Origin of the sequence: Halomonas sp. NCCP-2165, from assembly GCF_023708045.1 — a bacterium.
Classification (GTDB): Bacteria; Pseudomonadota; Gammaproteobacteria; order Pseudomonadales; family Halomonadaceae; genus Bisbaumannia; species Bisbaumannia pacifica.
Window position 1 is genome coordinate 1 of record NZ_BRCY01000019.1, and the last position, 24599, is coordinate 24599.

Here is a 24599-nt window from a genome sequence, read left to right on the forward strand (position 1 = left end):
CTCTCGGGGCGGTGCGCGGTCAGGCTGGGTTTCTCGGGCCCTGTGCTCGTAGTACGTCGACGGGGCGATCGGCAGGACACGGCAGATCGGCTCGACCCCGTACGACTCCCGGTGATCATCGATGAACTCGATCATCACTTGCCGCGGCGGTCGAGCTCCGCCTGGGCAAAATAGGCGGACGCCTTGCGCAGAATCTCGTTGGCCTGCTTCAACTCCCGATTCTCGCGCTCCAGTGCCTTGATCCGCTCACGCTCGGAGGAGGTGGTGCCTTCACGACGACCCGCATCACGCTCGGCCTGCCGGACCCAACTGCGCAACGTCTCCGGAGTGCAGCCGATCTTGGGGGCAATGGCGCCGATGGCCGCCCATTGGGAGGGGTAGTCGGCCTCGTGGTCGAAGACCATGCGGACGGCCCGTTGACGGACCTCAGGGGCATATCGTTTGGAAGTGTTCATGGCTCCATCCTCTCAAGGTTTGGAGCCTCCGGGAATCCCGGGACGGTTCAAAGAATCCATTTGGGAGCCTTGGATAGGCCCCCACCCTGCCCCGTGCGCTTGAGTTATCAGGCTGGAGCTTAGAGCTCGACGCCCTTCTGGGCCCTGACGCCCTGGTCCTTGAAGGCGTGCTTGACCACCTTCATCTCGGTGACGGTGTCGGCCAGTTCGATCAGCGCCTCGGGGGCGTAGCGGCCGGTGACGATGGCGTGCTGCATGGCCGGGCGGGCCTGGAGGTCGTCGAGTACCCGGTCGAGGTTCAGGTACTCGTAGCGCAGGGCGATATTGAGCTCATCGAGCAGCACCATATCGAAGCTCGGGTCGGCGAGCATGCGGCTTGCCACCTCCCAGGCCGCCTCGGCGGTCTGGACGTCGCGCTCCCGGTCCTGGGTGTCCCAGGTGTAGCCCTCGCCCATCACGTGGTACTCCACGTTGGGCAGGTTGCGGAAGAAGGCCTCCTCGCCGGTGCTGAAGGCGCCCTTGATAAACTGCACCACGCCCACCTTCATGCCGTGGCCAAGCGCCCGGGCCAGCATGCCGAAGCCGGAGCTGCTCTTGCCCTTGCCGGGGCCGGTCAGCACCAGCAGCACGCCCTGGTCCTTGTCGGCGGCCTCGATGCGCTCGTTCATGATGCGCTGCTTGATGGCCATGCGTTCGGCATGACGCTTCGGATCGACTTTCTTCATTTCACTCTCCACCGCTTATTTTGCGTAACAGATAGATGTCCATGATCCAGCCATGCCGCTCGCGCAGGGCGGCACGCCGCTCGAGAATCGTCGCGGCCACCTCCGCCAGGGGGCCGTCGATCAGGTGCTGCTTGTCCATGCCCAGGTAGGCACCCCACCAGATATAGAGACCCTCCGGCGGCAGCGCCTGGAAGGCGCCGCCGCTATCGAGCATCACCGCCACGCTCGCGGCATCCCTCGGCCAGCCGCGCTCTCTTAGACGCCGGCCGGTGGTGATCTGCACCGGTTCGGCCAGCGCATTGAGGGGGATGCGGTGCGCGGCGGTCAGCACCTGCAGGCTGGTGATGCCCGGCACCACGTCCACCGCCACCTCGCCCCCCGTTCGGGACCCCAGCCTCCCGGCGATACGCAGGCTGCTGTCATAGAGGGAGGGATCCCCCCAGATCAGCAGGCCGACCCGCCCGCCCTGGGGCAGGTGGGTCGCGATCAGCTCCCCCCAGACGGCGGCGATGGCCCCGTGCCAGTCGTCCACCGCACCCAGGTAGTCGGCCCTGGCATCGCGGCGCGGCAGGTCGAACTCCACGACCCTAGTATTGGACGACGCCTCCAGCAGATTGCGACACAGCAGCCGGCGCAGGTCCACCAGGTCCGAATTGGCCTCGCCCTTGCGGGGCAGCAGGATCAGGTCCGCCTCGTTGAGGGCGCGCACCGCGGCCAGGGTGACATGCTCGGGATTGCCCGTGCCGATGCCGATCAGCGAAAGATGAATCATACGCCGTCACCCTCGCCGGCGGCGAAGGGCGACTCCGCCGACTGGGGCCGGAAGCGGCGGTCATAGCCGAGCGAATAGAGGCAGCTCTCCTGGAAGTCCGGGCTGCCCAGCACCGGGCCCACCAGGATCAGCGCGGTGCGCTGCATGCCGGCGTCGACGAGGGCCTCCACGGTCGACAACTGCCCCCGCACCACCCGCTCGTCGGGCCAACTGGCCCGCCAGACGATGGCCACCGGGCAGTCGGCACCATAGTAGGGCGTCAGCTCGTCCACCACCTGGGCCAGGTTATGGATGGAGAGATGAATGGCCAGGGTGGCGCCGCTCCTGGCGAAGTTGGCCAGGGTCTCGCCGTCCGGCATGGCGCTGGCCCGCCCCGGGGTGCGGGTCAGCACCACGGACTGGGCCACCCCCGGCAGGGTCAGTTCCTGGCCCAGGGTGGCGGCGGCGGCGGCGAAGGCCGGCACCCCCGGGGTAATGGCATAGGGAATGTCCAGTTCGCGCAGCCGGCGCAGCTGCTCGCCCATGGCCGACCACACCGACAGGTCGCCGGAGTGCAGCCGGGCGACATCGTGCCCCGCGGCATGGGCGGCGCGCATCTCGGCGATGATCTCGTCGAGGGCGAGCGGCGCGGTGTTGATGATGCGGGCGCCATCCGGGCAGTGCTCGAGCAGCGCCTCGGGCACCAGCGAGCCGGCATAGAGGCATACCGGGCAGGAAGCGATCAGGTCCCGGCCCCGCAGCGTCAGCAGGTCCGGTGCCCCGGGACCGGCGCCGATAAAGTGGATGGTCATATTGGCTTTCCTCTTGTCGGGGCTTCGCATACCAAGGCGCCTGTCGGCGACAATCGCCGGCTAAAGCCAGCTCCTACAATGGGGCTAGCGGGTTGCCAGGGCCGCGGTGGCTTGGCGGTCCGTCGAGATCAGTCGGGGGCCGAGCAGGGTCGCGCCGGGGCCCGCCGCCAGCAGGGCCACGGCCTCGGCGACGCTGCCGGTGCCCCGGGCCGCCAGGCTATGCCGGGAGCGGGTCAGGGTGGCCGCCCGGGGCAGGTCGTCCTCCGCCACCCCCATTACCGGGATGCCGTGTCGTTCCCCCAGTGCCTGGACCAGCGGCAGCATCGACTGCACCGCGGCCAGCCGGTCGACCGGGCCATAGCGCCGGCACAGCAAGTCCAGGGCGTGATCCAGCGAGGCCAGGCCGGCGCCGCGGCGAAAGCCGAAGCCCGCCACCCTCATCGACTCACCCGCCACTGCACGATGGGGTAGCTGGCCTTCCAGCCCCGCCGGGTGCCAAGCGGCGCGGCGCTGGCCAGCTCCAGGCGCAGCAGCTCGCCGCCGGCCCGCCGCTGCCACTCGGTCAGCAGGGCCTCGGACTCCAGGGTCACCGCATTGGCCACGATCCGCACGCCGGCCGGCAATCGCCGCCACAGTGCCTCCAGCAGCGCCTGGGACAGCCCGCCGCCGATAAAGACCGCCTCGGGCGGCGGTGCTTCGGCCAGGGCCCCCGCTTCCAGCATCGCCAGCGCATCGCCCTCCACCACCTCCAGCCAGTCGACGCCGAGGGCATGGGCATTGCGCCGCGCCCGGGCCGCCCGCCCGGCGTCGCGCTCGACGCCCAGGGCGCGGTTGTCCGGATGGGCCAGCAGCCATTCGATGGCGATGGAGCCCGAGCCGGTGCCGAGATCCCAGAGCCGCTCCCCCGCCCGGGGGGCCAAGGCGGCCAGGGTCAGGGCGCGCACGGCCTGCTTGGTGATCTGGCCATCGTGGTCGAAGCATTCGTCCGCCAGGCCCGGCGTCAGCGGCAGGGCCGGCCCCTCCCCGGCCACCTCCAGGCCCACCGCCACCGGGTGCGCGATATCGTCCGGCAGAGCGGCGTCGGCCCGCAGGCGGCGGATGCGCTCCTCGTCGCCGCCCAGGGCCTCCAGCAGATGCAGCCGGGAGGCACCGAAACCGAAGCGTTCCAGCCAGCCGGCCAGCTCGCTCACCGCCTCGCCGTCCCGCAGCAGCACCAGCAGGCGCCGGCCGGGGCGCAGATGGGGGCGGATCCGCGTCAGCGGCTTGGCATGCAGGCCCAGGCAGGTACAGGCCTCCAGCGCCCAGCCCAGGCGGGAGGCCGCCAGGCCGAAGGTGGAGGGCGCCGGCAGCGCCCGCCACTCGCCGGCGGGCAGATGACGCGCCAGGCTGGTGCCCGCCCCGAACCAGAAGGGGTCACCGGAGACCAGCATCACCACCCGGCGGCCCCGCTCGGCCAGCAACTGAGGGATGCCGTCGGCGAAGGGCACCGGCCATTCGCGCACCTCGGCCGCCAGGGGTGGCAAGAGGCGCAGATGGCGCCGCGCGCCGAACACCAGCTCGGCGTTCTCCAGGGCGCTGCGGCTTGCCGCGGTCAGCCCTTCTGTGCCACCTTCCCCCCAGCCAAGCAGCGTCAGCCAGGGAGCCTCGTCTAGGTCCGTCATATGAAAATCCTGATTCTAGGGGGCACCACGGAAGCCAGTGCCCTGGCCGGCGCCCTGGCCGAGCGCCAGGTCCCTGCCCTGTTCAGCTATGCCGGCCGGGTGGCCACCCCCAAGCCGCAGCCGCTGCCCACCCGGGTCGGCGGCTTCGGCGGGGTGGCGGGCCTGGCCGACTTCCTCGCGGAGCACGGCATCACCCACCTGGTCGACGCCACCCACCCCTTCGCCGAGCGGATGAGCCAGAACGCCGTGGCGGCGGCGCATCGCGCCGGTATCCGCCTGATCGCCCTGACCCGCCCGCCCTGGACGCCCGGGGCCGGCGATCGCTGGACTCGGGTCGCCGATATCGAGGCGGCGGTGGCGGCACTTGCCGGCCCGCCCGAGCGGATCCTGCTGGCCATCGGCCGCCAGCACCTCGCCGCCTTCGCGACCCAACCCCGGCACCACTACCTGCTGCGCCTGGTCGATGCCCCCGAGGCGCCGCTGCCCCTGCCCCAGCATCGGGTGATCCTGGATCGCGGCCCCTTTACCCTGGCGGGCGATCGGGCCCTGCTGCGGGAGCACGGCATCCAGCGCATCGTCTGCAAGAACGCCGGGGGAAGCGGTGCGGTGGCCAAGCTTAGCGCCGCCCGGGAACTGGGCCTGCCGGTGGTGATGATCGAGCGGCCGGCGCTGCCTTCCCGTCACGAGGTGCACTCGGTCGAAGCGGTGCTGGCCTGGCTCGCTCACGACTCGGCCCCTGAATCAGACCCCAGGACCGACCGCGGGGTATAGACCCAGGGCGCTCTCTCACCCTCGCCCCCCTCTTTGCCACCCTCGGTACTGCGCGGGATCCGCCGCGTCTGGCTGGAGCCCACCAGCACCAGGGTGCGCATATCGGCCATCTCCGGCCTGGCCTCGCCGAGGGTAGTGACCCTCAGGGACTCCTCCGGCGTGGCCACGGCCCGGGCGAACATGATCAAACGCGCCGGCCCGCAGGCCTCCCGCAGGACCTCCAGGGCGCGCTCGAAGCCCTCCGGGCGCGCCCGGGAGCGGGGGTTATAGAAGGCCATGGCGAAATCGGCCTCGGCGGCCAGGCGCAGGCGGCGCTCGATCAGCGCCCGGGGCTTGAGGTTGTCGGAGAGGTTGATGCAGCAGAAATCGTGGCCCAGGGGCGCCCCCAGCCGGGCGCTGGCGGCCAGCATGGCGGAGATGCCCGGCAGCACCTGGATATCCAGGGCGCGCCACTCGGGCTTCCCCGCCTCCAGCGCCTCGAAGAGCGCCGCGGCCATGGCGAAGACCCCCGGGTCCCCGGAGGAGACCACCACCACCCGGCGACCCGCGGCGGCCAGGCGCAACGCCGCCTCCGCCCGGCGGATCTCCTCGCGGTTGTCCGAGCCGTGGCGCACCAGCCCCGGCCGCGGCGCCACCCGTTCCACGTAGGGCACATAGCCCACCACATCGGTGGCCTCCGCCAGGGCGGCGGAGACCTCGGGGGTAATCAGCGCCTCACTGCCCGGCCCCAGGCCGACCACCCTGAGCCAGCCGGCGTTGGTCTGCTCGTTCATGGCCGCCTCCCGTTGCCGTGGATCACCAGGATGGAGAAATAGGGGACGCTATCGCCGACCTCGCGAAACGGCCGGATGCGCTCCTGGGGCATGGCGGCGTACTCGATCAGCCAGGCCTCGTCGTCGCGGCCGGCCCTGACCAGGGCCCGGCGCAGCTTGTCCAGTTGGCGGCCGATCTTCATCACCACCAGGGCGTCGGTGCGGGCGATGCGCTCGACCAGGGCCGCCTCCGGCAGGGTGCCCATCAGCACGGTGAGGACGTCGTCACCCCAGGTCACCGGCCGCCCGGTGGCGGTCCAGGCGGCGGACATGCCGGTGATGCCCGGCACCACCGCCACCGGCACCCGCCCCTGAAGGCGGGTATAGAGGTGCATAAAGGAGCCGTAGAAGAAGGGGTCGCCCTCGCAGAGCACCACCAGGTCCTGGCCCGCCTCCGCGATCTCGCTCAGTTGCGCGACCTGCTTGTCGTAGAAGGCCGCCAGCAGCGCGTTGTAGCGAGGGTCGTCGACGGGGATCTCGGTGGTGACCGGATACTCCATGGGCAGCTCGATCACGTCCCGCGCCAGCAGGCCCTCGACGATGCTTCGGGCATGGCCGCGGCGACCCTGCTTACGGAAGTAGGCGACATGGGAGGCCCCGCGGATCAACCGGTCGGCGCGCACGCTCATCAGGTCCTGGCTGCCGGGGCCCAGGCCGACGCCGTGGATGGTGCCCGGTGTCATGGTGGCGAGGCTCATTCGCGGCGATCCGCCATGGCGTTGAGGGCGGCCACCGTCACCGCGCTGCCGCCGAGGCGCCCCTCGACGACCACGCAGGGCGCCGCGGCGCTCTCCCACAGGGCCTGCTTGGATTCGGCGGCCCCCACGAAGCCCACCGGGCAGCCGATGATCGCCGCCGGCCGCGGGCACGCCGGGTCTTCCAGCATATTCAGCAGGTGGAACAGGGCGGTCGGCGCGTTACCGATCGCCACCACCGCACCGTCCAGTTGGGGGCGCCACAGCTCCAGCGCCGCCGCCGAGCGGGTGTTGCCCAGTTCCCGGGCCAGGTCGGGCACCCGCGTGTCGTGCAGGGTGCAGAGGATGGCGTTGTCCGCCGGCAGGCGCGTGCGGGTGATGCCCTCGGCGACCATCCGCGCGTCGCAGAGGATCGGCGCCCCCGCCTCCAGCGCCGCCCGGGCGCGGTTCACCGCATCGCCGCGGAAATGAATATGGGGGGCCAGCTCCACCAGGCCGGCGGCATGGATCATGCGCACGGCCACCGGCTCCTCCTCCGGCGCGAAGCGCGCCAAGTCGGCCTCGCGCCGGATCGTGGCAAAGGACTCCCGGTAGATGGCCGGGCCGTCCGTTTCATAGACGTAAGGCATCGCGATTCTTCTCTAGGTATTCGATCACATCGGATTCACTGAGGCCGGTGGCGGCCGGCGCCCCATCGGCGCGATCGCCGATGATCAGGTCGTAGCGCCCGTCCCGCCCGGTCAGGCAGAGATCGGTCGGTTGCCGGCAGGCGCAGCCCTTGGCGCAGCCGGAGAGATGCAGGGAGCCCACGATAAGCCGGCGTTCGGCCAGTACCCGCGCCAGGCCCAGGGTCGCCACGCTGGCCTGCTCGCAGTGGGGGGCCCCGGGGCAGGCCTGCATGGCCAGGCGCGGATCGCCCTCATCGTCCAACAATCCCGGCGGCGAACTCTCACTCGTGGGGAATCCCTCGATCAGCAGGCGCCGCCAGGGGGTGACCCGCACGGCGCTATGCACCTCCGATTCGACGGAATCCGCCACAATCAGGGCCCGCAGGGTCGCGGCCGACGCCCGGCCAAAGGGCAGGCCCAATACCCGCCCCCTCGGATGCCGCCCCAGCGCCATGGGCTGGCCGGCCCTGATTGGCAATGTAGAAGCCGGCGGTGTGGCGGCCGGCGCCCAGGGCGGCAGCGGCGCTTCGTGCCGGCGCATGCGCCCGGCGTCGCGGCCGCCGCTGGCGACGAACCAGTGAGCCAGCCGAATCAGCAGCTCGACGGCGGCGGCGGGAGCATCCACCGGGGTGCCCCGCGACCTTCCGTCGGCACGGACTAATAGGGTGCCCGACGCCGCCCGCTCGATACGCAGGTCGGCGGAGGCCTCGCCTAGCCGTGGCGCGTCCCCGGCGTCGATGGCCAGGCCCCACTTGGCCGGCAGCGCCGGAAGCTCATTGAGCCGGGCCTCTAGCAGGCGCGCCACCGCATGGGTGGCGTCGCCGGCCTGCCAGTCGGGGGCCAGCAGTAGTTGAGGACGGCGCTCGGTTTCGGGGTCCGGGTCGACCAGGCCGTGCTCGACGAGGGCCTCCATCAGCCGGGGCCAGGCAGCCTCGGAGACGCCGCGCAGCTGCACATTGGCGCGGCCGGTCAGCTCGATCAGGCCGCTGCCGTAGCTCTCCACCGCCTCGCATAGCGCCAGCCACTGGTCCCGGGTCAGCCGGCCGAACCGGGGCCGCACCCGCACCAGCAGGCCATCGCCGCTGGCCATGGGGTGCCAGGCCCCGGGGCACCACCCCTTGATACGTGGCTGATCCACCATCAGGGCGCCCGCTCCCGGGTCTCGTCGATCTCCAGCAGCAGGTCCTGCAGCGCCTCGCCCCGCTCGCCGGGCTCCCGCCACAGGTCGCGCTGCGCGGCCTCCAGCAGCCGCTCCGCCATCTCTTCCAGGGCCGAGGGGTTATGCGCGCGCAAGAACGCCTGGTTGCGCGGATCCAGCACCAGCGCCTCGGTGACCTGGGCGTACTGGTAGTCGGCCACCAGGTCGGTGGTGGCGTCATAGGCGAACAGATAGTCCACCGTCGCCGCCATCTCGGCGGCGCCCTTGTAGCCGTGCTCGCGCATCGCCTCGATCCACTTGGGATTGAGCACCCGGGAGCGGATCACCCGGGCCAGCTCCTGCTCGAGGCTACGCAGCCGCGGCCGCGCCGGGTCGGCGTGATCGGCGTGGTAGATGGCCGGGGCCTGACCGGCCAGCGCCCGGCTGGCGTTGGCCATGCCGCCCTGGAAGGCGTAGTAGGCGTTGGAGTCGAGGATATCGTGCTCGCGGTTGTCCTGGTTGTGCATCACCGCCTCCAGCCCCTCGAGCTGGTGCTCGAAGGCGGCCCGGGCGGCGACGCCGGACTCCGGGAACTGGCCGTAGGCGTAGGCCCCGGCCCCCAGGTAGGCCTCGGCCAGGTCGTCGGCGTCCTCCCAGGCGCGGCTGTCGAGGAGCCGGTTCAGGCCGGCGCCGTACTCGCCGGGCTTGCTGCCGAAGACCCGGTAGCCGGCCTCCCGGGCCGCCGCCTCCGGGGCGAGGCCCCGGGCCTCGAGCTCGCCACGCCGCGCCAGCACCGCCGTGCGAATGGTGTTGGCATCCCCCGGTTCCTGGTACTCGGCCACCGCCCGCACCGCCCGGTCGAAGAGGCGGATCACATTGGCGAAGGCATCGCGGAAGAAGCCGGAGACCCGCAGGGTGACGTCCACCCGGGGCCGCTGCAGCAGCATGGCGGGAATCACCTCGATATCGATCACCCGCCGGGAGCCCAGCGACCAGACCGGCTTCACCCCCATCAGGGCGAAGGCCTGGGCGATATCGTCGCCGCCGGTGCGCATGGTGGCGGTGCCCCAGATCGACAGGCCCAGGCGGCGCGGGTAGTCGCCGTGATCCTGCAGGTAGCGCTCGACGAACGCCTGGGCCGAGGCCTCGCCCAGGGACCAGGCGGCCGGCGACGGAATGGCGCGGTTGTCGACGCCGAAGAAGTTGCGCCCGGTGGGCAGCACGTCGAGGCGCCCGCGGCTGGGGGCGCCGCTCGGCCCGGGGGGCACGAAGCGCCCCGCCAGGCCATCCAGCAGCGACCGGAGCTCCATCTCGGCGCCGCGTTGCATATCGGACCAGAGCCGCTCCCGGGCATGGCGACACTGTTCGGCGGTGGCCGGGTAGTCCCGGGCCAGGGTGGCCAGGCAGCCCTCCTCCAGAACGTGCGTCTCCACCAGCCGATGGGCGAGGCGCTCCAGGCGCTCGCGGGTATCGGCGGCGCTGCGCCAGGGGGCATCGTCCAGCACGGCCAGGGCCGGCGGCCGCGGCCCGTCCCAGGGCTCGGCCCCGGCCGCCAGGGGGTCGAACTCCGGTGGCAGCCCCAGGTCGGCGGCCAGGTTGTGCAGCAGGCCGCGCTGGGCCGGCTTATCGCCCCGCGGCAGGCGCAGGATGGCGACCAGGGTCCCGGCCCGCTTGTCCCGGGGCGGCAGGCGGCCCAGCACGTGGAGGCCATGGCGGATCTGCGCCTCCTTGATATCGCAGAGGTAGGTATCCAGCTCGTTGAGAAGGTGCTCGTTATCCGTGTCGCCCTCGGTGCCGTCGGCGCCGCGGGTATTCTGGGCCAGCTCCCGGTCGATCCCGGTGTCGCGCAGATGGGCCAGGATCCGCTCGCGCAGCAGGGTCTCGCGGCGCGGGTCCATGCCGAGTGCCTGGTAATACTCGTCGGTCAGCGCCTCCAGCTCCGCCATGGCGCCGTAGAGCTCGGCGCGGGCCAGCGGCGGCATCAGGTGGTCGATGATCACCGCCTGGCTGCGGCGCTTGGCCTGGGCCCCCTCTCCCGGGTCGTTGACGATAAAGGGATAGAAGTGCGGCAGCGGCCCCAGGGCGACCTCCGGCCAGCAGTCGGCGCTGAGCGCCGTGCTCTTGCCGGGCAGCCACTCCAGGTTGCCGTGCTTGCCGACATGGATCACCGCGTCCACCCGGTAGTGCTCGCGCAGCCAGAGATAGAAGGCCAGGTAGCTATGGGGCGGCGCCAGCTCGCTATCGTGGTAGCTCTTGGTGAGGTCGGCGCCGGGCCCTTCACTGATGTCGCGCTCCGGCTGGATGCCGACGAAGGTCTCCCCCAGGCGGATCCCGGCGATCATCAGCCGGCCCTGGCGGCACTTGGGGTCCGCGCCGGGGGGCCCCCAGCGCTGCCACACCGCCGCCTGGAGGGCCTCCGGCAGGGTCCGGAACCAGGCCAGGTAGTCGTCGACGGCGAGGCTCTGCCAGCAGGGGCGCCCGTCCAGGGCCTCGCGAGCATTGGTGACGCCGTCCTGCAGCCGCCGGATCAGGGTGTCGCCGTCCTCCGGCACCTCGCTCACCGGATAGCCCGCCCCGGCCAGGGCGCGCAGGATGGCCACCGTCGAGGCCGGAGTGTCGAGGCCGACGCCGTTGCCGATGCGCCCGTCGCGGTTGGGGTAGTTGGCCAGCACCAGTGCCAGGCGCTTGTCCCGGTTCGGCCTGTGTCGCAGGTCGCAGAAGCGTCGCGCCAGCCGGGCGACGAAGGCGGCGCGCTCCGGGTGCAGGGCGTGGCGCACCACCGACAGCTGACAGCGCTCGCTGTAGTGGGCCTCGCTCTTGAAGCCCACCGCCCGGGTCAGGATGCGGCCATCCATCTCCGGCAGCACCACCTGCATGGCCAGGTCGCGGCTGCGCAGGCCGCCGGCCTCGGCCCGCCAGTCCTCCTCGGTGCTGCTGGCGAGGATCGCCTGCAGCACCACCGGCCGGCCGACGAAGAGCCCCGCGAGCTCCCGGTCGAGCTCCGCCTCGCCGAGGGCCTCGCCGTCGTCCGCATGACGATTGACGGAGAAGCCGGTGGTATTGATCACCAGGCCGGCGCCGGTCGCCTCGATCAGGTGATTGACGAAGGCCAGGCAGGCCGACTCCTTGAGGGAGGCCACGGCCACCGCCAGGGGCGCCAGGCCCTGGGCCTCGAGCGCCGCGATCAGGCCATCCAGCACATCGGTATTGGCGCCCTGCAGATGGCTGCGATAGAAGAGCAGCAGGCAGACCGGGCGTTCGGGAAGCTGGCGTTTCCGCCATTCGCTCAGGGTCGCCTCCTGCCGGCCCACCGTGTGGGGGTCGTAGAACAGCGCCGCGGGCAGGGGCTTGGGGTCGCGCCATGCCAGGGGCCGCCCCAGGCACTCGCTCCCGATACAACGCAGCAACTGCTCGGCGTTGTCCACGCCGCCCTCCCGCAGGTAGCGCCAGACCCGATGCGCCAACGAGACAGGCACGCTGGAGGCCGCCAGCAGATCGTCGTCCGGGGCGTCGCAGCCGGGCACCAGGATCAACTGGCGCCCCTTGTCGGCGGCGGCCCAGGCCTGCAGGCGCTCGAAGCCGTAGCGCCAGTAGCCGCTGCCGCCCAGCAGCGAGACGATCACCAGCCGCGCCTCGTCCAGCACCCGATCCTCGTAGAGGTCGTAGGCGGCGGGCTTGACCAGGTTCATCCAGTTGGCCAGGCGCAGGGAGGGAAAGCCCTCGCCGCCCGCCCCGTCCAGGCGCTCCACCGCCTGGGCCAGGGCCGACAGGCTGCTGTCGGCGGCGGACAGGATAACGACCTCGGCGGGGCTCTGCTGCAGGTCGACGATGCCCTCGTCGTCGACGAAGCCCCCGGGCTTGGCGGCGAAGAGGTGCATCAGGGCGCCGTCGCGATCTCGGCACCCGCCAGGGCGGCGTGCAGGGCCTCGCGATTCAGCCCCTTGCCGATGATCACCAGTTGGGTCGCCCGCGGCTCGTCCGGCGCCCAGAGGCGGTCGAAGTAGCCGTCGAGGCGTTCGCCCACGGCCTGGATCACCCGCCGCATGGGCTTGCCCGGCAGGGCCGCGAAGCCCTTGGCCCGGTAGATCTCGTGGCCCTGCAGCAGCGCCTGGAGGCGCGCCGCCAGGGCCTCGCCGTCCACCTCGCCCAGGCGGATCACGCAGGAGTCGAAGTGATCGTGGGCGTGGTCGTGGTGGGCCCCCTCGGCGTGGTGGCGATCGTGGTGGTTGTCGATGCGGTCGATAGTCTCCTCGCTCGCCGCGCCGATGCCCATCAGGGCCTCCAGCTGGGCCCGCGCATCGCCGTCACCATAGGCCCGCTGGTCGATAAACAGGGTCTTCACCGAGGCCGGCACCCGCTGGGCGACCAGCGCTTCCACCCGGGCCCGTTCGTCCGGGGCGAGCAGGTCGGTCTTGGTGACCAGCACCAGGTCGGCGGCGCTGAGCTGGTCGTCGAGGAGCTCGCGCAGGCTGGGGTCGTGATCCAGGCTCTCGTCGGCCCGGCGCTGGGCCTCCACCTTGTCGACGTCGCTGGCGTAGCGGCCGGCGGCCACCGCCGGGCCGTCGATCACGGTGATGATGGCGTCCACGGTGCAGTGCTGGCGCACCTCCGGCCAGTTGAAGGCCTGCACCAGCGGCTTGGGCAGGGCCAGGCCGCTGGTCTCGATGAGGATATGGTCGATATCGTCGCGGCGGGCCACCAGCTGCTTCATCACCGGCAGGAACTCCTCCTCCACGGTGCAGCAGATGCAGCCGTTGGCCAGCTCATAGATGCCGCGCTCGAGCTCCACGGGGGCGTCTTCGCCTGCTTCATCACAACCGAGGGCGCAGCCGCGCAGCAGGCTCGAGTCGATATCCTGCTCGCCGAACTCGTTGACGATAACGGCGATGCGCTTGCCGGTGACCCGGCGCAGCAGGCCGGCCAGCAGGGTGGTCTTGCCGCTGCCCAAAAAGCCGGTCACCACCGTGGCGGGGATCTTGTTCAGGTTCATCCTTGGGACTCCTCGGTCTCTTTGGTCGAGCTGGCCAGGGCCGGCGAGAAGAGCCGGGCCAGGGCGTCGGGGTTATCGGGGAAGTAGAGGTGCAGGTAGGTGGCCGTGAGGCCGCGCTCACGATAGATGGCCTCCCCCGGCGCGGGGTGGCGCTGGCGCCGGCCGAAGGCGATGGGCTCGGGCATGCCTTCCGCCACCGAGCGGTGATGGGCGTGGCCACGCACCGGCCCCTCCGGCAATTCGGCGGTCTGCATCCCCTGGCAGCCGCGGCGCCCGCGCATGGCACCCCGGCCGGGCAGCAGCCCCAGCATGGCGTGGGTCTCGCCGTCCACGTCGGTCAGGCGCTCCAGGCAGTAGAGCAGGCCGCCACACTCGGCGAGGATCGGCTTGTCGGCGGCGAAGAAGCCCTGGATCGCCTCGCGCATCGGCGCGTTCGCCTCAAGCCGTGCGGCGTGCAGCTCCGGATAGCCCCCCGGCAGCCAGAGGGCATCGCAGGGCGGCAATCGGCTATCGGTAAGCGGCGAGAAGAAGCGCAGGCTCGCGCCCATGCGCTCCAGCAGCTCCAGGTTGGCCTGGTAGATGAAACTGAAGGCCGCGTCCCGAGCCACGCCGATGCTCCGGCCGCGTAGCGACGGCAGGGGCGCCGTGACGGCCTGGGGCGGCGCGTCGAAGCTGACCGGCGGCAGCGCCAGCAGCGCCTCCGCCAGCCCCTCGGCCTCGAGGGCGGCGGCGCCGGCCTCGAAGCGGGCCTCCAGGTCGTCGCGGATCTCCTCGGCCTGGACCAGCCCCAGGTGGCGCTCCGGCAGGGCCAGGGTGGCATCCCGGGGCACCGCGGCCAGCAGCGGAATCTCTGCCGGAAGCGCGGCCTCGATCAGCTCCCGGTGGCGCTTCGAGCCGCAGGCGTTGGCGATCAGCCCGGCGATACGCACGTCGTCACGGAAGCCCGCCAGGCCGCCCACCAGCGCCGCCGCGGTCTGGGCCATGCCCTTGACGTCCATGACGATGGCCAGCGGCAGGTCGAACAGCGCCGCCAGGTCGGCGCTGGAGGGTTCGCCATCGAACAGGCCCATGGCGCCCTCCACCAGGATCAGGTCCGCCTCCCGGGCGGCCTCGTACAGGCGCCGGCGGCAGTCGGCCTCGCCGGCCATCCACAGGTCGAGGGGGTCCACCGGCCGGCCGGAGGCCTGGGCCAGCACCCGCGGGTCCAGGTAGTCGGGACCGGTCTTGAAGACCCGCACCACCTGGCCCCGGTTGCGCAGCAGCCGGGCCAGGGCCGCGGTCACCGTGGTCTTGCCCTGCCCCGAGGCCGGGGCGGCGAGAAAGAGGGCGGGACAGGCGGCGCTCGCCGCCTCGCTTGGCTTAGCCATGGGCCGACTCTCCACGAGAAAGGGGGTGATAGCGGGCGCCCAGTTGCGCGGCAATAAGCGCGCCGCGGCCGCGCTTGACGGCGGCCGCTTCGGTATCCACGACCACGCACTCCCCCAGCGACGGCAGGCCGTCGAGGGGCTGGCGGGTGCGGCCGTCGGTGATCAGGTAGGTGCGCACCCGCAGGCCGGCGTCCTGCCGGCGCCACCGGCGAATCAGCCGTGCGGCGTGCTGAATCGCCTCGCGCAGCGGCGTGCCGCCGCCACCGCCGGCGGCCTCGAGCCGCCCGGGCAGCGCCTTGGGGGCGCGACGCCGGGACAGGAGCTCCGTGACGCCATCGTTGCCGAAGCCCAGCACCGCCAGTTGCTCCCGGGCGGCGTAGGCCTGGCGCCCCAGCCGCTCCACCAGCCCCTTGGCGCGGCCCAGCCGCCGCCCGCCCAGGGTGGAGGCGGAGGTATCCAGCAGCACCAGGTGTACCAGCGGCCGACCGCCGCGGCCCCGACGATAGCGCAGCTCCCGCCAGGGCCAGCGGCCGCGGTGGGCGACCAGGGTGGCGAACCAGTCCGGCCGGCGCGGCCCGGCCTCGCCACCGGCGCGCTGGCGACCCGGCCCGCCCTGCCGACGGGTCCCCCGCGGCGGCATCGCCACGGGCGGCGTAGTGGCGGCGGTGCGTGCCGGCGCCTCGGTCGCCGGTAGCGCCTGGGCCGGCACCTCGACGCTCGGCTGGGCCAGCGGCGGCATGGCGCCCCACTGCCCCTCTCCCGTCGGGCCGCCCTGGCCCTCGCCGGGCACGGCGGCGCCGCCACTGCCACCTTGGCCACCTTGGCCACCTTGGCCACCTTGGCCACCTTGGCCACCATGGCCACATTGGCCGCCCGGGCCACCGGACGGCGGCGTGTGATCGGGCCGGGACTCCCGGGTGCGGCGATGGGCCAGTACCCAGGGCGCGACGGTGTCCAGGTCCTCCCGGGTCACCGCGGTCGCGCCACGCCAGGCGGCATGGGCCCGGGCCGCCCGATGCCAGGTCACGTCCGCGCGCAGGCCCTCGACCCCGGCGGCCTCGCAGCCCCGGGCGATATGCTCGTAGCCCCAGGGGTCGGTGGTGATCTCGACGAGCCTCCGCTGCGCCTGGCTCAGGCGCTGGGTCAGGGCGGCCTGGGCCTCGGCATGGCTCGCCACGAAGCCCTCGGGGTCACGGTCGAAGGCCTCCCGCTGGCGCAGGATGGCGATACGCGCCTCGACGCCCACCGCCGCCTCGAGCTCGAGGCAGAGGCCGAAGCGGTCGAGCAACTGGGGGCGCAGCTCCCCCTCGTCGGGATTCATGGTGCCGATCAGGGCGAAGCGGGCGGGATGGCGATGGCTGATGCCGTCGCGCTCGACGCGGTTGACGCCGCTGGCCGCCGCGTCGAGCAGCAGGTCCACCAGGGAATCCGGCAGCAGGTTGACCTCGTCGACGTAGAGCACCCCGCCGTCCGCCCGGGCCAGCAGCCCCGGCTGGAAGGCCGCCTCGCGCTCGGCGAGCACCCGCTGCAGGTCCAGGCTGCCGGTCAGGCGCTCCTCGCTGGCGCCCAGCGGCAGGGTGACGAAGGGCGGCCGGCGCCCTTCGGCGATATCGGGGAGAATCGCCGCCAGGGCCCGGGCCAGGGTGGACTTGGCGCTGCCCCGGGGGCCGCTGATCAGCACGCCCCCCACCCGGGGGTCGATGGCGTTGAGCAGCAGGGCGGTCTTGAGGGCCGGCTGGCCGACCACGGCGACGAAGGGGAACTCGGCCACGGGAGTCATGGCGCCACCGCCCGACACGGCGTCGGGGCCTGGCACACGACCAGCCGCGGCCCCCGACGGATGCCCCGTCGGGAAGCTAGGAAAGGAATCACAGGCAGACTATCCCCGGTGCCCACCGCACCGTCACTGGATGAACGAAATAATGGGCCGGTCTCCGGGCTCGAGGAGGGCCTGGCGCAGATCGTCTCGGCGCCGTGCCGTCGCCTGCACCTTCCCGGCGGATGCCAGTGGTCGTCGCAGGCGTTTCACTCATTACCGTTGCGGGGGCAGCGATGGGATTGGCGCGAGGCCTCACCATACTTCCCGATTATCCCCTGGCTTACTTTCGCCAGCACAGGGGCACCCATTTTCAGTCGGGCCATCCTAAAGCAAGAACCACTCCGGCGGCAACCGGGCTTGTTTTTTTGTGCCGACTTCCCCCATGATCTTCGCCGCTTGCGCCGACTCCCCGGCGAGAGCGGCGGGATCCATCATGCAAGAAGCGGCGTATTTATCGATCTTCCGCCATAAAACCAGCGTCAAACCAGCGATCATTATCCGGACCTTACGGAAGAGACTTTATGAAATTCGCTCGCCACCTACTGGCCATATTATCGATAACTCCCGCCGCTCACGCCCTGTCAAATGACACGAATTATCCGCTGACATTGACCAACTGCGGCATGGAAATCGGCGTCCCATCCGCGCCACAAAATACGGTCACCGTCGGCCAGTCGGCCACCGAGATCCTCTATGCCCTGGGCCTGGCCGAGCGGGTCGCCGGCACCTCGGTCTGGTTCACTCCGGTGCTGCCGGAATTCCGCGAAATCAATGCCGGCATCGAACGCCTGGCCGACAATGACCCGAGCTTCGAGGCCGTGGTCAACCGCCGCCCGGAGCTCGTCGCCGCCCAGTATGAGTGGCATATCGGCCCCACCGGCAGCGTGGCGACCCGCGAGCAGTTCCACGAGCTGGGCATCGCCACCTATGTGATGCCGGCGGATTGCGATACCAAGGACAACAGCACCGGCGGCGACGGCACTCGTGTCGCCGCCTTCTCCCCCGATTCGATCTACAAGGGCATTCGCGAGCTGGCCATGATCTTCGATGTCCAGGCGGCCGGGCAGGCCCTGGTGGCCGAGCTGGAAGCGCGGGAAGCGACCGCCATCGCCGCCGCCGAGGCCCTGGAATTGCCCGAGGAGTTGTCGGCGGTATTCTGGTTCTCTTCCCCCGAGCGATCCGCCGATCCCTTTGTCGCCGGTCGGCTCGGCGCACCGGGCTATATGATGGACGCACTGGGCATCCACAACGTGGTGGAGTCCGACGAGGAGTGGCCCACCGTCGGCTGGGAATCCATCGCCCGGGCCGACCCGGATATCATCGTGGTGGCCAGCATGGATCGTCGCCGCTACCCCGCCGACGATATCGCCGAAAAACTCGACTTCCTGCAAAGCGATCCGGTGACCCGGGAGATGTCGGCGGTGCGCAACGGTCGCATTATCGAGATGGATGCCCATGCGATGAGCGCCACCATGCGCACGATCTTCGGCCTCGAAACCCTGGTCGAGGCCTTGCCGAGCCTCGCCTTCGAGCGATGAATGCGTCGATGCCCCTGTCCCCGGCGGTGCGCTTGCCATGGCGCTGGGCCTGGCTGGCGCCACCGATCCTGGGTATCGCCATCCTCGCGGGTACCGCCATCGGCGAGACCGCGATTCCGGTGGAGACCGTCCTCAGGGTGCTGGCCAACCAGCTCTGGGGGGCGGAGTATGCCGTCGATCGCATCGATGCCGGCATCGTCTGGAACTATCGGCTCAGCCGCACCCTGCTCGCCGCCGGTTGCGGCGCCGGGCTGGCCCTGGCCGGCGTGGTCCTGCAGGCGCTGCTGCGCAACCCCCTGGCCGATCCCTTCCTGATGGGAATCTCCGCCGGCGCCTCCACCGGCGCCGTGGCGGTGACCATCGCCGGGCTCGGCGCCGGCACCCTGACGCTCTCCCTCGGCGCCTTCGCCGGGGCGGGACTGGCCTTCGGCCTGGTGGTGCTGCTCGCCCAGGCCGCCGGCAGCGGCACCGGGGGCGGGCGCGGCGCCCAGGCCGCGGGGGCCATCATCCTGGCGGGTATCGCCGGCTCGCAGCTCTTCAATGCCCTCACCGCCTTTATCATCGCCAGGTCGGCGAATGCCGAGCAGGCCCGGGGGATCATGTTCTGGCTGATGGGCAACCTCTCCGGCGTGCGCTGGGACGATGCGGCCCTGGGGCTGCCCGTGGCGCTGGGCGGCCTGCTGGTCTGCCTGTGGTACCGGCAGGCGCTGGACGCCTTTACCTTCGGCGCCGACGGCGCCGCCTCCCTGGGCATCGCCGTGAACCGGGTGCGCGGCGTGCTGATCGGCGCCATGGCCCTGGTCACCGCGGTGATGGTCTCCAGGGTCGGCGCCATCGGCTTCGTGGGCCTGGTGATTCCCCATGCCATGCGCTTTCTGGTCGGCAGCCGCCACACCCGGCTGGTCCCGGCCTCGGCGCTGGCCGGCGCGGTCTTCCTGATCGGTGCGGATATCCTCTCGCGGGTCCTGGTGCCGGGGCAGGTGCTGCCGATCGGCGTGGTCACGGCACTGATCGGCGCCCCGGCCTTCGCCATCATCCTGGTGCGCGGGACGCGGACCTCATGAGACTGAGCGCCGAGAACATCGACTGGACGGTCCAGGGGCACCGCTTGCTGAGTGACGTCAGCCTCGCGGTGGCCCCCGGGGAGACCTTCGGCCTGATCGGCCCGAACGGCTCGGGCAAGAGCACCCTGCTACGGGTCCTGGCCGGGCTGCGCCGGCCGAAGCGCGGGCGGGTGCTGGTGGGCGAGCGGCCGATGGGGCGGATGCGCCAGCGGGAGATCGCCCGGGTCCTCGCCTTCGTCGAGCAGCAGGCGGAGACCCTCGACCGGGTGGCGGTTCGCCAGGTGGTCGCCCTGGGCCGGACTCCCTTCCTCTCGCCGCTGCGCCCCTGGTCCGACGAGGATGATGCCATCGTCGGCCAGGCCCTCGACGACGTCGCTATGGGGCACCTGGCGGGACGCCTCTGGAACACCCTCTCCGGGGGCGAGCGCCAGCGGGTGCATATCGCCCGGGCCCTGGCCCAGCGGCCGAGGATCCTGCTGCTCGACGAGCCCACCAACCACCTGGATATCCGCCACCAGCTATCGATCCTGCAACTGGTCGGACGGCTGCCGGTCACGGTGGTGATCGCCCTGCACGACCTCAACCAGGCCATGGCCTGTGATCGCATCGGGGTGATGGAGGCCGGTCGCCTGGTGGATATCGGCCCGCCCGAGCGGGTCCTCAGCGTCGAGCGGCTGCGCCGCACCTTCGGCGTGCAGGCGGACTTCCTCCATGACCCCATCGATCAGGGCCGGATCCTGCGCTTTCGCCACGCCCTCTGAGCTGGCGGGCCAGGTACTTACTTCAGGGGCACAAAGACCGGGGCGCCATCGACCCAGGCGGTGGCCAGGCGCTGACCATAGAGCCGCTCCAGGGCCGCGGGTTCCAGCATGGCCTCCGCCGGGCCCCAGCAGGCCTCGCCGTCCGGGTAGAGCAGCAGCAGGTGGCTGCACCAGCGGGCGGCCAGGTTGAGGTCATGCAGGCACATCATCACCGCCCGGCCCGCGCTGGCCTCGCCGGCGAGCAGCGCCATGACTTCGGTCTGGTGGTACAGGTCGAGATGGTTGGTGGGCTCGTCGGCGAGCCAGATAGCCGGCGCCTGGGTCAGCACCGTGGCGATGGCCAGGCGCTGGCGCTCGCCCCCGGAGAGGGTCCCCACCAGGCGATCGGCCAGATGGGTGATATCGAGCCGCTCCAGGGCCGCCTCGGCCAGGCGCAGCTCCTCGGCCCCTTCCCTCTGCCAGGGCGAGAGGTAGGGGTGGCGGCCGATCAGGGCGGTCTCGCGCACCGTGGCGGGAAAGCCGTCGTGGCGCTCCTGGAAGACCAGCCCCAGCCGGCGCGCCACCCGGCGACGGCCCAGCCCCGAGAGCGGCCGGTCGTCGAGGCGCACCTGCCCCGAACGCGGGGCCCGGAGGCCGGCCAGGGTATGCAGCAGCGTCGTCTTGCCGGCGCCATTGGGCCCCAGGACGCCCCATACCTGGCCCGACGCGAGGCACAGATCGAGGGCCCGGCCGTCGCCACGCCCGGGAATATCGATCACCAACCGGCGGGCCTCGAGGCGGCTCATCACTGGCTCCGATACAGCAGATAGAGGAAGGTCGGCACCCCCAGCAGGGCGGTGATCACCCCCACCGGGAGCTGCTCCGGGGCGATCACCGTGCGCGCCAGGGTGTCCGCCAGCAACAGCAGGCTGCCACCGGCCAGGGCGCAGGCGGGGAGGATCAGCCGCTGATCGTTGCCCAGCAGCAGGCGCAGCATATGCGGCACCACCAGGCCGACGAAGCCGATGCTGCCGGCGCTGGTCACCGCCATGGCGGTCAGGGCGCTGGCCCCCAGGTAGATGCCCCACTCCAGTCGGTGCACCGAGACGCCTAGCGCCGCGGCCTGCAGGGGCCCCCGGGCCAGCACATTGAGGCTGCGCCCCAGGGGTACCGCCAGCAGGCAGACCACCAGCAGCAGGGCCAGTGGCGGCCAGGGGGCGCGGGCGTAGGCGAGGTCCCCCATCAGCCAGTAGAGCATGCCGGGCAGGCGGTCGGCGGGGGTCACCGCCAGCATCAGGGTGATCACCGCCCCCCAGCCGGCGGCCACCACCACCCCGGTGAGCAGCAGCCGCGTCGGCGTCCAGCCGCCACGGCCATGGGCCAGGCCGAACACCAGCAGGGTCGAGGCCAGCGCCCCGGCGAAGGCCCCCCCGGAGACCACCAGGCCGCCGAGGCCCGCCAGCATGGCGGCCAGGGCCCCCACCGAGGCGCCCCCGGAGAGCCCCAGCACATAGGGGTCGGCCAGGGGGTTGCGCAGCAGTACCTGCATCAGGGCACCGGCCACGGCGAGCAGCCCGCCCACCGCGAAGGCGGAGAGCGAGCGGGGCAGGCGCAGCTCGAGGATCAGGGTCTGGGCTAGCGGGCCGCCCTGGCCGCGCAGCACGGCGAGGATCTCGCCCGGCGAGAGCGACACGCTGCCCAGCGCCAGCGACAGGACGAGGGCCGCCAGGGCGACCAGGGCCAAGCCCCCCAGGGGGCGCGTCAGGGCCACCATCAGGGACTCGCCCCGCGACGAGACCGGGCCACCTCGAGCTTCTCGCAGAACCGCCGGCTGCCCTCCAGCAGGCGTGGCGTGGGGCGCTGGATCAGCGAGGGCGGCACGAAGAAGAGGTTGTCCCGGGCCACGGCGGTGAGCGCCGGGTACGGTTCCCAGTGGGTCAGCCAGGCGCGGTTCTCCTCGCCCATGCCGCCGGCGAGGATCGCCTCGGGGTCGGCGGCCAGCACCGCCTCCTCGTCGAGGCGTGGCACCAGCCGCTCGAGCCCGCCGAAGACATTGACGCCGCCGCACAGGGAGAGCACCTGGCCGATCAGGTGCTCGTCGTTGATGGTCATCAGCGGCTCGTCCCACACCTGGTAGAAGACCGACACCGGCGCGGCATCGGCGTAGCGCTCGGCGAGCTCGGCCATGCCGTCGCGAAAGCGCGCCGCCTCGGCCTGCCCCGCCGCCTCGCTGCCGGCCAGGCGCGCCAGGCGCTCGAGGGCCGTGGCCACGCCCTCGAGGGTGCGCGGTTCGATATAGAAGACCGGCAGGCCCAGGGCCTCGAGGGTCTCGAGCTGCTCCGCCGGGTTGCCGGTGACCCAGCCGATCACCAGGTCGGGGGCCAGCGCCAGCAGCCGCTCCAGGTCGAGCCGGGTATGGCTGCCCACCGAGGCCACCGCTCGGGCCTCGGGGGGATAGTCGCTGTACTCCACCACGGCGACGACCCGCTCGCCGGCCCCGGCGGCATAGACCAGCTCGGTGGCCCCCGGCGAGAGGGCGGCGATACGCTCGGCGGGGGCCGGCAGGCAGACCTCCCGGCCCCGATCATCGATGGCGCAGCGCGCGTCGGCCTGAGCGACCAGGGACAGCAGGGCAAGCGCTAGCCCCGTTACCAGACGGCCAGGCATCAGCCACCGAAATGCAGGCTAAGGAAGGCGGCGCGACCGGCATTGATATAGTCACGGGCGGTCTCGACCTCCTTGTCGAAGGCATTCTCCACGGTCAGGCGGGTCGACCAGCCGGGGGCGAAGTCCCAGCCGGCGCGCAGATTGACCAGGCCGAAGCCGGCGAGCCGCTCTTCGTTGGCGGCATCGTCGTAGCGGTGGTTCTGCACGACCCAGGAGCCCCCCAGGGACCAGTCGCCCAGCTCGCGGTCGACGTCCAGGCGCAGGCTCTGTGAGGCCCGGCGTCGGAGTTGCTTGCCCGTTTCGCGATCCTCCGGATCGCTCCAGGTCAGGGCCGCGGCCAGGGTCCAGTCGGCGAGCTCGGCACCGGCGGAGAGTTCCAGGCCACGAATAAGGGCGCGATCCACCTGCTCCGGCGCGGAAGTGAAGTTCCCCTGGTCCTTCCACTGGATCAGGTCGTCGATCTCGCTCCGATAGAGGGCCAGGTCCCAGAAATAGTCGCGATACTGACCACGGACACCGAGTTCATAGGACGTCGACGTCTCGGCCTCGAGGTCCGGATTGCCAAAATTTCCCCACTGATCCCGGTAGTAAAGGTCATTGAAGGTCGGTGCCTTGAAGGCGGTACCGACACTGGCCCGCAGGGTATGGGAGTCATCCAGCGCATAGCCCAGCGCCAGGCTACCGGTGACTTCCTCACCGAAGGCTTCGTTGTCGTCGTGGCGCAGGCTGGCCTGCACGGCCAGCGGAGAGAAGTCCAGCAGCCCCTGGGCGAAGACGGCGAGATTGTCGCGACTATCCAACAGATAATCATCGGAGGTCGTGACCGAGTCTTCCATGTACTCGGCACCCAACACCACCTCATGCGCCCCGATATCGAGGGTGTTATCCCAGCGCACGGTGCGGGTCTGGGTATCGAAGCGCGTCTCTCCCCAGCCATAAAGGCTCTGCTGTTCGTCCCTCGCCTCGCTCAGGGTCAGGCGGCTGCGCCAGCGCTCGGTGATCGGCAGCTCCCCATAGACACCGGCCACCTGCTGGACGAAATCGGTCTCGGCCGGAGCACCGAAGCTATCGAACTCGGTATTGCCCCGCCCCCGCAGCGCCAGCATGCCGAGCTCGGCGCCGCTATCGAAGGTATGCGAGAGCCGCACCAGGCCGGAGGTATTGTCATACCCCTTGTCGTCGCCACCACGCACCACCGGCACACCGTCGGTATCGAAGCGGCTGGCGGCGACGTAGTAGCGGGTACCGCCCTCGGCGCCGGACAGCGAGGCGCCATAACGCTGGCTATCGAAGGAGCCGCCGCCCAGCGAGATACGCGGCGTCGGCGCCCCCGCCTCGCCCTCGGGGGTAAAGAGCTGAATGACGCCGCCCACCGCATCGGCGCCGTAGAGGCTGCCGCGGGGACCACGCACGATCTCGGCGCGCTCGAACATCCTCGGATCGAGGAACTGCCAGGCGGCACTGCCCAGGGTGGCGGAGCGCAGGCGAATGCCATCGATCATCAACAGGCTCTGGTTGCTCGAGGTCCCGCGGATATAGACACTGCTGGTCTTGCCGAAGCTGCCGTTGGAGGTGACATCCACCCCGGGCTGGCCACGCAGCAGGTCGGTGAGGCGGGTGGGGTCCTGGCGGCGCAGGGTCGCCTCGTCCAGCACGGTCACCGAGGCGAGCGACTCGTCGGCGGTGCGCGGCGCCAGGGTGGCGGTCACCACCAGGGGATTCAGGGTCTGCGTCGCCTCATTGTCGCCGGACGTCGCGGCAATCGCCTGGGAGAGCGGCGCCAGCGGCAAGGCGGCAACGGACATGGCGGCCAGGCCACGGGGGGAGAAGGAGGTCATCATCGGGTGTCCCTTGCTCGCCGTGCTCACCCGCACGGCGTCATGCGTTATGGAGGCCGGGACACGGCGCGGCGAGGGAATCGGCGAG

General features: G+C 71.5%; 22 protein-coding genes, 1 pseudogene, 1 riboswitch and 1 other annotated feature. Of the genes and pseudogenes, 4 read left to right on the forward strand and 19 right to left on the reverse strand.

Annotated elements, in window-relative coordinates; genetic code table 11:
* The 6 genes and pseudogenes from NFU04_RS10885 to cbiE all read right to left on the reverse strand — a co-directional run.
* Window positions 1–455 (reverse strand): annotated as a pseudogene (locus NFU04_RS10885) (transposase); the annotation flags it as partial.
* Window positions 61–177: a sequence feature (AL1L pseudoknot), on the reverse strand. Its footprint overlaps the pseudogene before it by 117 nt.
* A gap of 119 nt (window positions 456–574) precedes the next feature.
* Window positions 575–1180 (reverse strand): cob(I)yrinic acid a,c-diamide adenosyltransferase, encoded by a 606-nt coding sequence (gene cobO, locus NFU04_RS10890; protein WP_251309461.1) that lies wholly within the window; start codon window positions 1178–1180, stop codon window positions 575–577.
* 1 nt (window position 1181) lies between these two features.
* Complete coding sequence (gene cobF, locus NFU04_RS10895; RefSeq protein ID WP_251309462.1) at window positions 1182–1952, reverse strand: precorrin-6A synthase (deacetylating); 771 nt, start codon at window positions 1950–1952, stop codon at window positions 1182–1184.
* Window positions 1949–2743 carry a precorrin-4 C(11)-methyltransferase gene (gene cobM, locus NFU04_RS10900; RefSeq protein ID WP_251309463.1) on the reverse strand — a complete coding sequence of 265 codons (795 nt, stop codon included), beginning with the start codon at window positions 2741–2743 and terminating at the stop codon, window positions 1949–1951. The genes cobF and cobM overlap by 4 nt, the downstream gene beginning before the upstream one ends.
* 84 nt (window positions 2744–2827) lie before the next feature.
* A complete protein-coding gene (locus NFU04_RS10905; RefSeq protein WP_251309464.1) occupies window positions 2828–3184 on the reverse strand; it encodes a cobalamin biosynthesis protein in 357 nt (118 codons plus the stop codon).
* Window positions 3181–4404, reverse strand: coding sequence for a precorrin-6y C5,15-methyltransferase (decarboxylating) subunit CbiE (cbiE, locus tag NFU04_RS10910; RefSeq protein ID WP_251309465.1), 1224 nt, complete (start codon window positions 4402–4404; stop codon window positions 3181–3183). Before cbiE ends, NFU04_RS10905 begins: the two co-directional genes overlap by 4 nt.
* Between cbiE and NFU04_RS10915 the strand changes: the two genes are divergently transcribed.
* Window positions 4405–5175 carry a cobalt-precorrin-6A reductase gene (locus tag NFU04_RS10915; RefSeq protein WP_251309466.1) on the forward strand — a complete coding sequence of 257 codons (771 nt, stop codon included), beginning with the start codon at window positions 4405–4407 and terminating at the stop codon, window positions 5173–5175.
* Here the strand turns inward: NFU04_RS10915 and cobJ are convergent.
* The 9 genes from cobJ to NFU04_RS10960 all read right to left on the reverse strand — a co-directional run bounded on the left by cobJ (window position 5127) and on the right by NFU04_RS10960 (window position 17159).
* The gene (gene cobJ / locus NFU04_RS10920; RefSeq protein ID WP_251309467.1) at window positions 5127–5948 is read right to left on the reverse strand and encodes a precorrin-3B C(17)-methyltransferase; all 822 of its coding nucleotides are present in this window, start codon (window positions 5946–5948) and stop codon (window positions 5127–5129) included. The two genes, NFU04_RS10915 and cobJ, sit on opposite strands and share 49 nt — an antisense overlap.
* Window positions 5945–6670, reverse strand: a complete 726-nt coding sequence (gene cobI, locus NFU04_RS10925; protein ID WP_251309525.1) for a precorrin-2 C(20)-methyltransferase — start codon at window positions 6668–6670, stop codon at window positions 5945–5947. Before cobI ends, cobJ begins: the two co-directional genes overlap by 4 nt.
* Before the next feature lie 11 nt (window positions 6671–6681).
* Window positions 6682–7311, reverse strand: coding sequence for a precorrin-8X methylmutase (locus tag NFU04_RS10930; RefSeq protein WP_251309468.1), 630 nt, complete (start codon window positions 7309–7311; stop codon window positions 6682–6684).
* Window positions 7295–8491 carry a cobalamin biosynthesis protein CobG gene (locus NFU04_RS10935; protein ID WP_251309469.1) on the reverse strand — a complete coding sequence of 399 codons (1197 nt, stop codon included), beginning with the start codon at window positions 8489–8491 and terminating at the stop codon, window positions 7295–7297. The genes NFU04_RS10930 and NFU04_RS10935 overlap by 17 nt, the downstream gene beginning before the upstream one ends.
* On the reverse strand, window positions 8491–12366 hold the full coding sequence (cobN, locus tag NFU04_RS10940; RefSeq protein WP_251309470.1) for a cobaltochelatase subunit CobN: 3876 nt from the start codon (window positions 12364–12366) through the stop codon (window positions 8491–8493). Before cobN ends, NFU04_RS10935 begins: the two co-directional genes overlap by 1 nt.
* Window positions 12366–13478 (reverse strand): cobalamin biosynthesis protein CobW, encoded by a 1113-nt coding sequence (gene cobW, locus NFU04_RS10945; protein ID WP_251309471.1) that lies wholly within the window; start codon window positions 13476–13478, stop codon window positions 12366–12368. The genes cobN and cobW overlap by 1 nt, the downstream gene beginning before the upstream one ends.
* The gene (locus NFU04_RS10950) at window positions 13475–14845 is read right to left on the reverse strand and encodes a cobyrinate a,c-diamide synthase (RefSeq protein ID WP_251309472.1); all 1371 of its coding nucleotides are present in this window, start codon (window positions 14843–14845) and stop codon (window positions 13475–13477) included. The genes cobW and NFU04_RS10950 overlap by 4 nt, the downstream gene beginning before the upstream one ends.
* A complete protein-coding gene (locus NFU04_RS10955; RefSeq protein WP_251309473.1) occupies window positions 14838–16625 on the reverse strand; it encodes an ATP-binding protein in 1788 nt (595 codons plus the stop codon). The genes NFU04_RS10950 and NFU04_RS10955 overlap by 8 nt, the downstream gene beginning before the upstream one ends.
* Window positions 16626–16753: 128 nt before the next feature.
* A riboswitch (cobalamin riboswitch) is annotated at window positions 16754–16987 on the reverse strand.
* A 1-nt stretch (window position 16988) separates the two neighbouring features.
* Window positions 16989–17159 (reverse strand): hypothetical protein, encoded by a 171-nt coding sequence (locus NFU04_RS10960; protein WP_251309474.1) that lies wholly within the window; start codon window positions 17157–17159, stop codon window positions 16989–16991.
* A 128-nt stretch (window positions 17160–17287) separates the two neighbouring features.
* Between NFU04_RS10960 and NFU04_RS10965 the strand changes: the two genes are divergently transcribed.
* Genes NFU04_RS10965 through NFU04_RS10975 form a run of 3 tightly spaced genes read left to right on the forward strand, consistent with a single transcriptional unit; the run spans window position 17288 to window position 20027 of the window.
* The gene (locus NFU04_RS10965) at window positions 17288–18202 is read left to right on the forward strand and encodes an ABC transporter substrate-binding protein (RefSeq protein ID WP_251309475.1); all 915 of its coding nucleotides are present in this window, start codon (window positions 17288–17290) and stop codon (window positions 18200–18202) included.
* A gap of 8 nt (window positions 18203–18210) precedes the next feature.
* A complete protein-coding gene (locus NFU04_RS10970; protein WP_251309476.1) occupies window positions 18211–19266 on the forward strand; it encodes a FecCD family ABC transporter permease in 1056 nt (351 codons plus the stop codon).
* Entirely contained in the window at window positions 19263–20027 is a 765-nt protein-coding gene (locus NFU04_RS10975) for an ABC transporter ATP-binding protein (RefSeq protein ID WP_251309477.1), read from the forward strand. The genes NFU04_RS10970 and NFU04_RS10975 overlap by 4 nt, the downstream gene beginning before the upstream one ends.
* A gap of 17 nt (window positions 20028–20044) precedes the next feature.
* On the opposite strand, the gene NFU04_RS10980 is transcribed toward NFU04_RS10975, so the two are convergent.
* From NFU04_RS10980 to NFU04_RS10995, 4 genes are read right to left on the reverse strand one after another with little or no spacing between them, the layout of a single operon-like run.
* Complete coding sequence (locus NFU04_RS10980; protein WP_251309478.1) at window positions 20045–20812, reverse strand: ABC transporter ATP-binding protein; 768 nt, start codon at window positions 20810–20812, stop codon at window positions 20045–20047.
* Entirely contained in the window at window positions 20812–21780 is a 969-nt protein-coding gene (locus tag NFU04_RS10985; RefSeq protein ID WP_251309479.1) for a FecCD family ABC transporter permease, read from the reverse strand. Before NFU04_RS10985 ends, NFU04_RS10980 begins: the two co-directional genes overlap by 1 nt.
* Window positions 21780–22673, reverse strand: a complete 894-nt coding sequence (locus tag NFU04_RS10990; protein WP_251309480.1) for a cobalamin-binding protein — start codon at window positions 22671–22673, stop codon at window positions 21780–21782. The genes NFU04_RS10985 and NFU04_RS10990 overlap by 1 nt, the downstream gene beginning before the upstream one ends.
* The gene (locus NFU04_RS10995) at window positions 22673–24514 is read right to left on the reverse strand and encodes a TonB-dependent receptor domain-containing protein (protein ID WP_251309481.1); all 1842 of its coding nucleotides are present in this window, start codon (window positions 24512–24514) and stop codon (window positions 22673–22675) included. Before NFU04_RS10995 ends, NFU04_RS10990 begins: the two co-directional genes overlap by 1 nt.
* Window positions 24515–24599: the final 85 nt, after the last annotated feature.

Bases quoted from the DNA above. Each gene is read 5' to 3' on its own strand.
- NFU04_RS10980 (WP_251309478.1), bottom strand. From the start codon at position 20,812: ATGAGCCGCCTCGAGGCCCGCCGGTTGGTGATCGATATTCCCGGGCGT.
- NFU04_RS10975 (WP_251309477.1), top strand. From the start codon at position 19,263: ATGAGACTGAGCGCCGAGAACATCGACTGGACGGTCCAGGGGCACCGC.
- cobF (WP_251309462.1), bottom strand. From the start codon at position 1,952: ATGATTCATCTTTCGCTGATCGGCATCGGCACGGGCAATCCCGAGCAT.
- cobN (WP_251309470.1), bottom strand. From the start codon at position 12,366: ATGCACCTCTTCGCCGCCAAGCCCGGGGGCTTCGTCGACGACGAGGGC.
- cobJ (WP_251309467.1), bottom strand. From the start codon at position 5,948: ATGAACGAGCAGACCAACGCCGGCTGGCTCAGGGTGGTCGGCCTGGGG.
- NFU04_RS10955 (WP_251309473.1), bottom strand. From the start codon at position 16,625: ATGACTCCCGTGGCCGAGTTCCCCTTCGTCGCCGTGGTCGGCCAGCCG.
- NFU04_RS10905 (WP_251309464.1), bottom strand. From the start codon at position 3,184: ATGAGGGTGGCGGGCTTCGGCTTTCGCCGCGGCGCCGGCCTGGCCTCG.
- NFU04_RS10990 (WP_251309480.1), bottom strand. From the start codon at position 22,673: ATGCCTGGCCGTCTGGTAACGGGGCTAGCGCTTGCCCTGCTGTCCCTG.
- NFU04_RS10930 (WP_251309468.1), bottom strand. From the start codon at position 7,311: ATGCCTTACGTCTATGAAACGGACGGCCCGGCCATCTACCGGGAGTCC.
- cbiE (WP_251309465.1), bottom strand. From the start codon at position 4,404: ATGACGGACCTAGACGAGGCTCCCTGGCTGACGCTGCTTGGCTGGGGG.
- cobI (WP_251309525.1), bottom strand. From the start codon at position 6,670: ATGACACCGGGCACCATCCACGGCGTCGGCCTGGGCCCCGGCAGCCAG.
- cobO (WP_251309461.1), bottom strand. From the start codon at position 1,180: ATGAAGAAAGTCGATCCGAAGCGTCATGCCGAACGCATGGCCATCAAG.
- NFU04_RS10985 (WP_251309479.1), bottom strand. From the start codon at position 21,780: ATGGTGGCCCTGACGCGCCCCCTGGGGGGCTTGGCCCTGGTCGCCCTG.
- NFU04_RS10935 (WP_251309469.1), bottom strand. From the start codon at position 8,491: ATGGTGGATCAGCCACGTATCAAGGGGTGGTGCCCCGGGGCCTGGCAC.
- NFU04_RS10915 (WP_251309466.1), top strand. From the start codon at position 4,405: ATGAAAATCCTGATTCTAGGGGGCACCACGGAAGCCAGTGCCCTGGCC.
- NFU04_RS10965 (WP_251309475.1), top strand. From the start codon at position 17,288: ATGGAAATCGGCGTCCCATCCGCGCCACAAAATACGGTCACCGTCGGC.
- NFU04_RS10960 (WP_251309474.1), bottom strand. From the start codon at position 17,159: ATGATCGCTGGTTTGACGCTGGTTTTATGGCGGAAGATCGATAAATAC.
- NFU04_RS10950 (WP_251309472.1), bottom strand. From the start codon at position 14,845: ATGGCTAAGCCAAGCGAGGCGGCGAGCGCCGCCTGTCCCGCCCTCTTT.
- NFU04_RS10970 (WP_251309476.1), top strand. From the start codon at position 18,211: ATGCCCCTGTCCCCGGCGGTGCGCTTGCCATGGCGCTGGGCCTGGCTG.
- cobW (WP_251309471.1), bottom strand. From the start codon at position 13,478: ATGAACCTGAACAAGATCCCCGCCACGGTGGTGACCGGCTTTTTGGGC.
- NFU04_RS10995 (WP_251309481.1), bottom strand. From the start codon at position 24,514: ATGATGACCTCCTTCTCCCCCCGTGGCCTGGCCGCCATGTCCGTTGCC.
- cobM (WP_251309463.1), bottom strand. From the start codon at position 2,743: ATGACCATCCACTTTATCGGCGCCGGTCCCGGGGCACCGGACCTGCTG.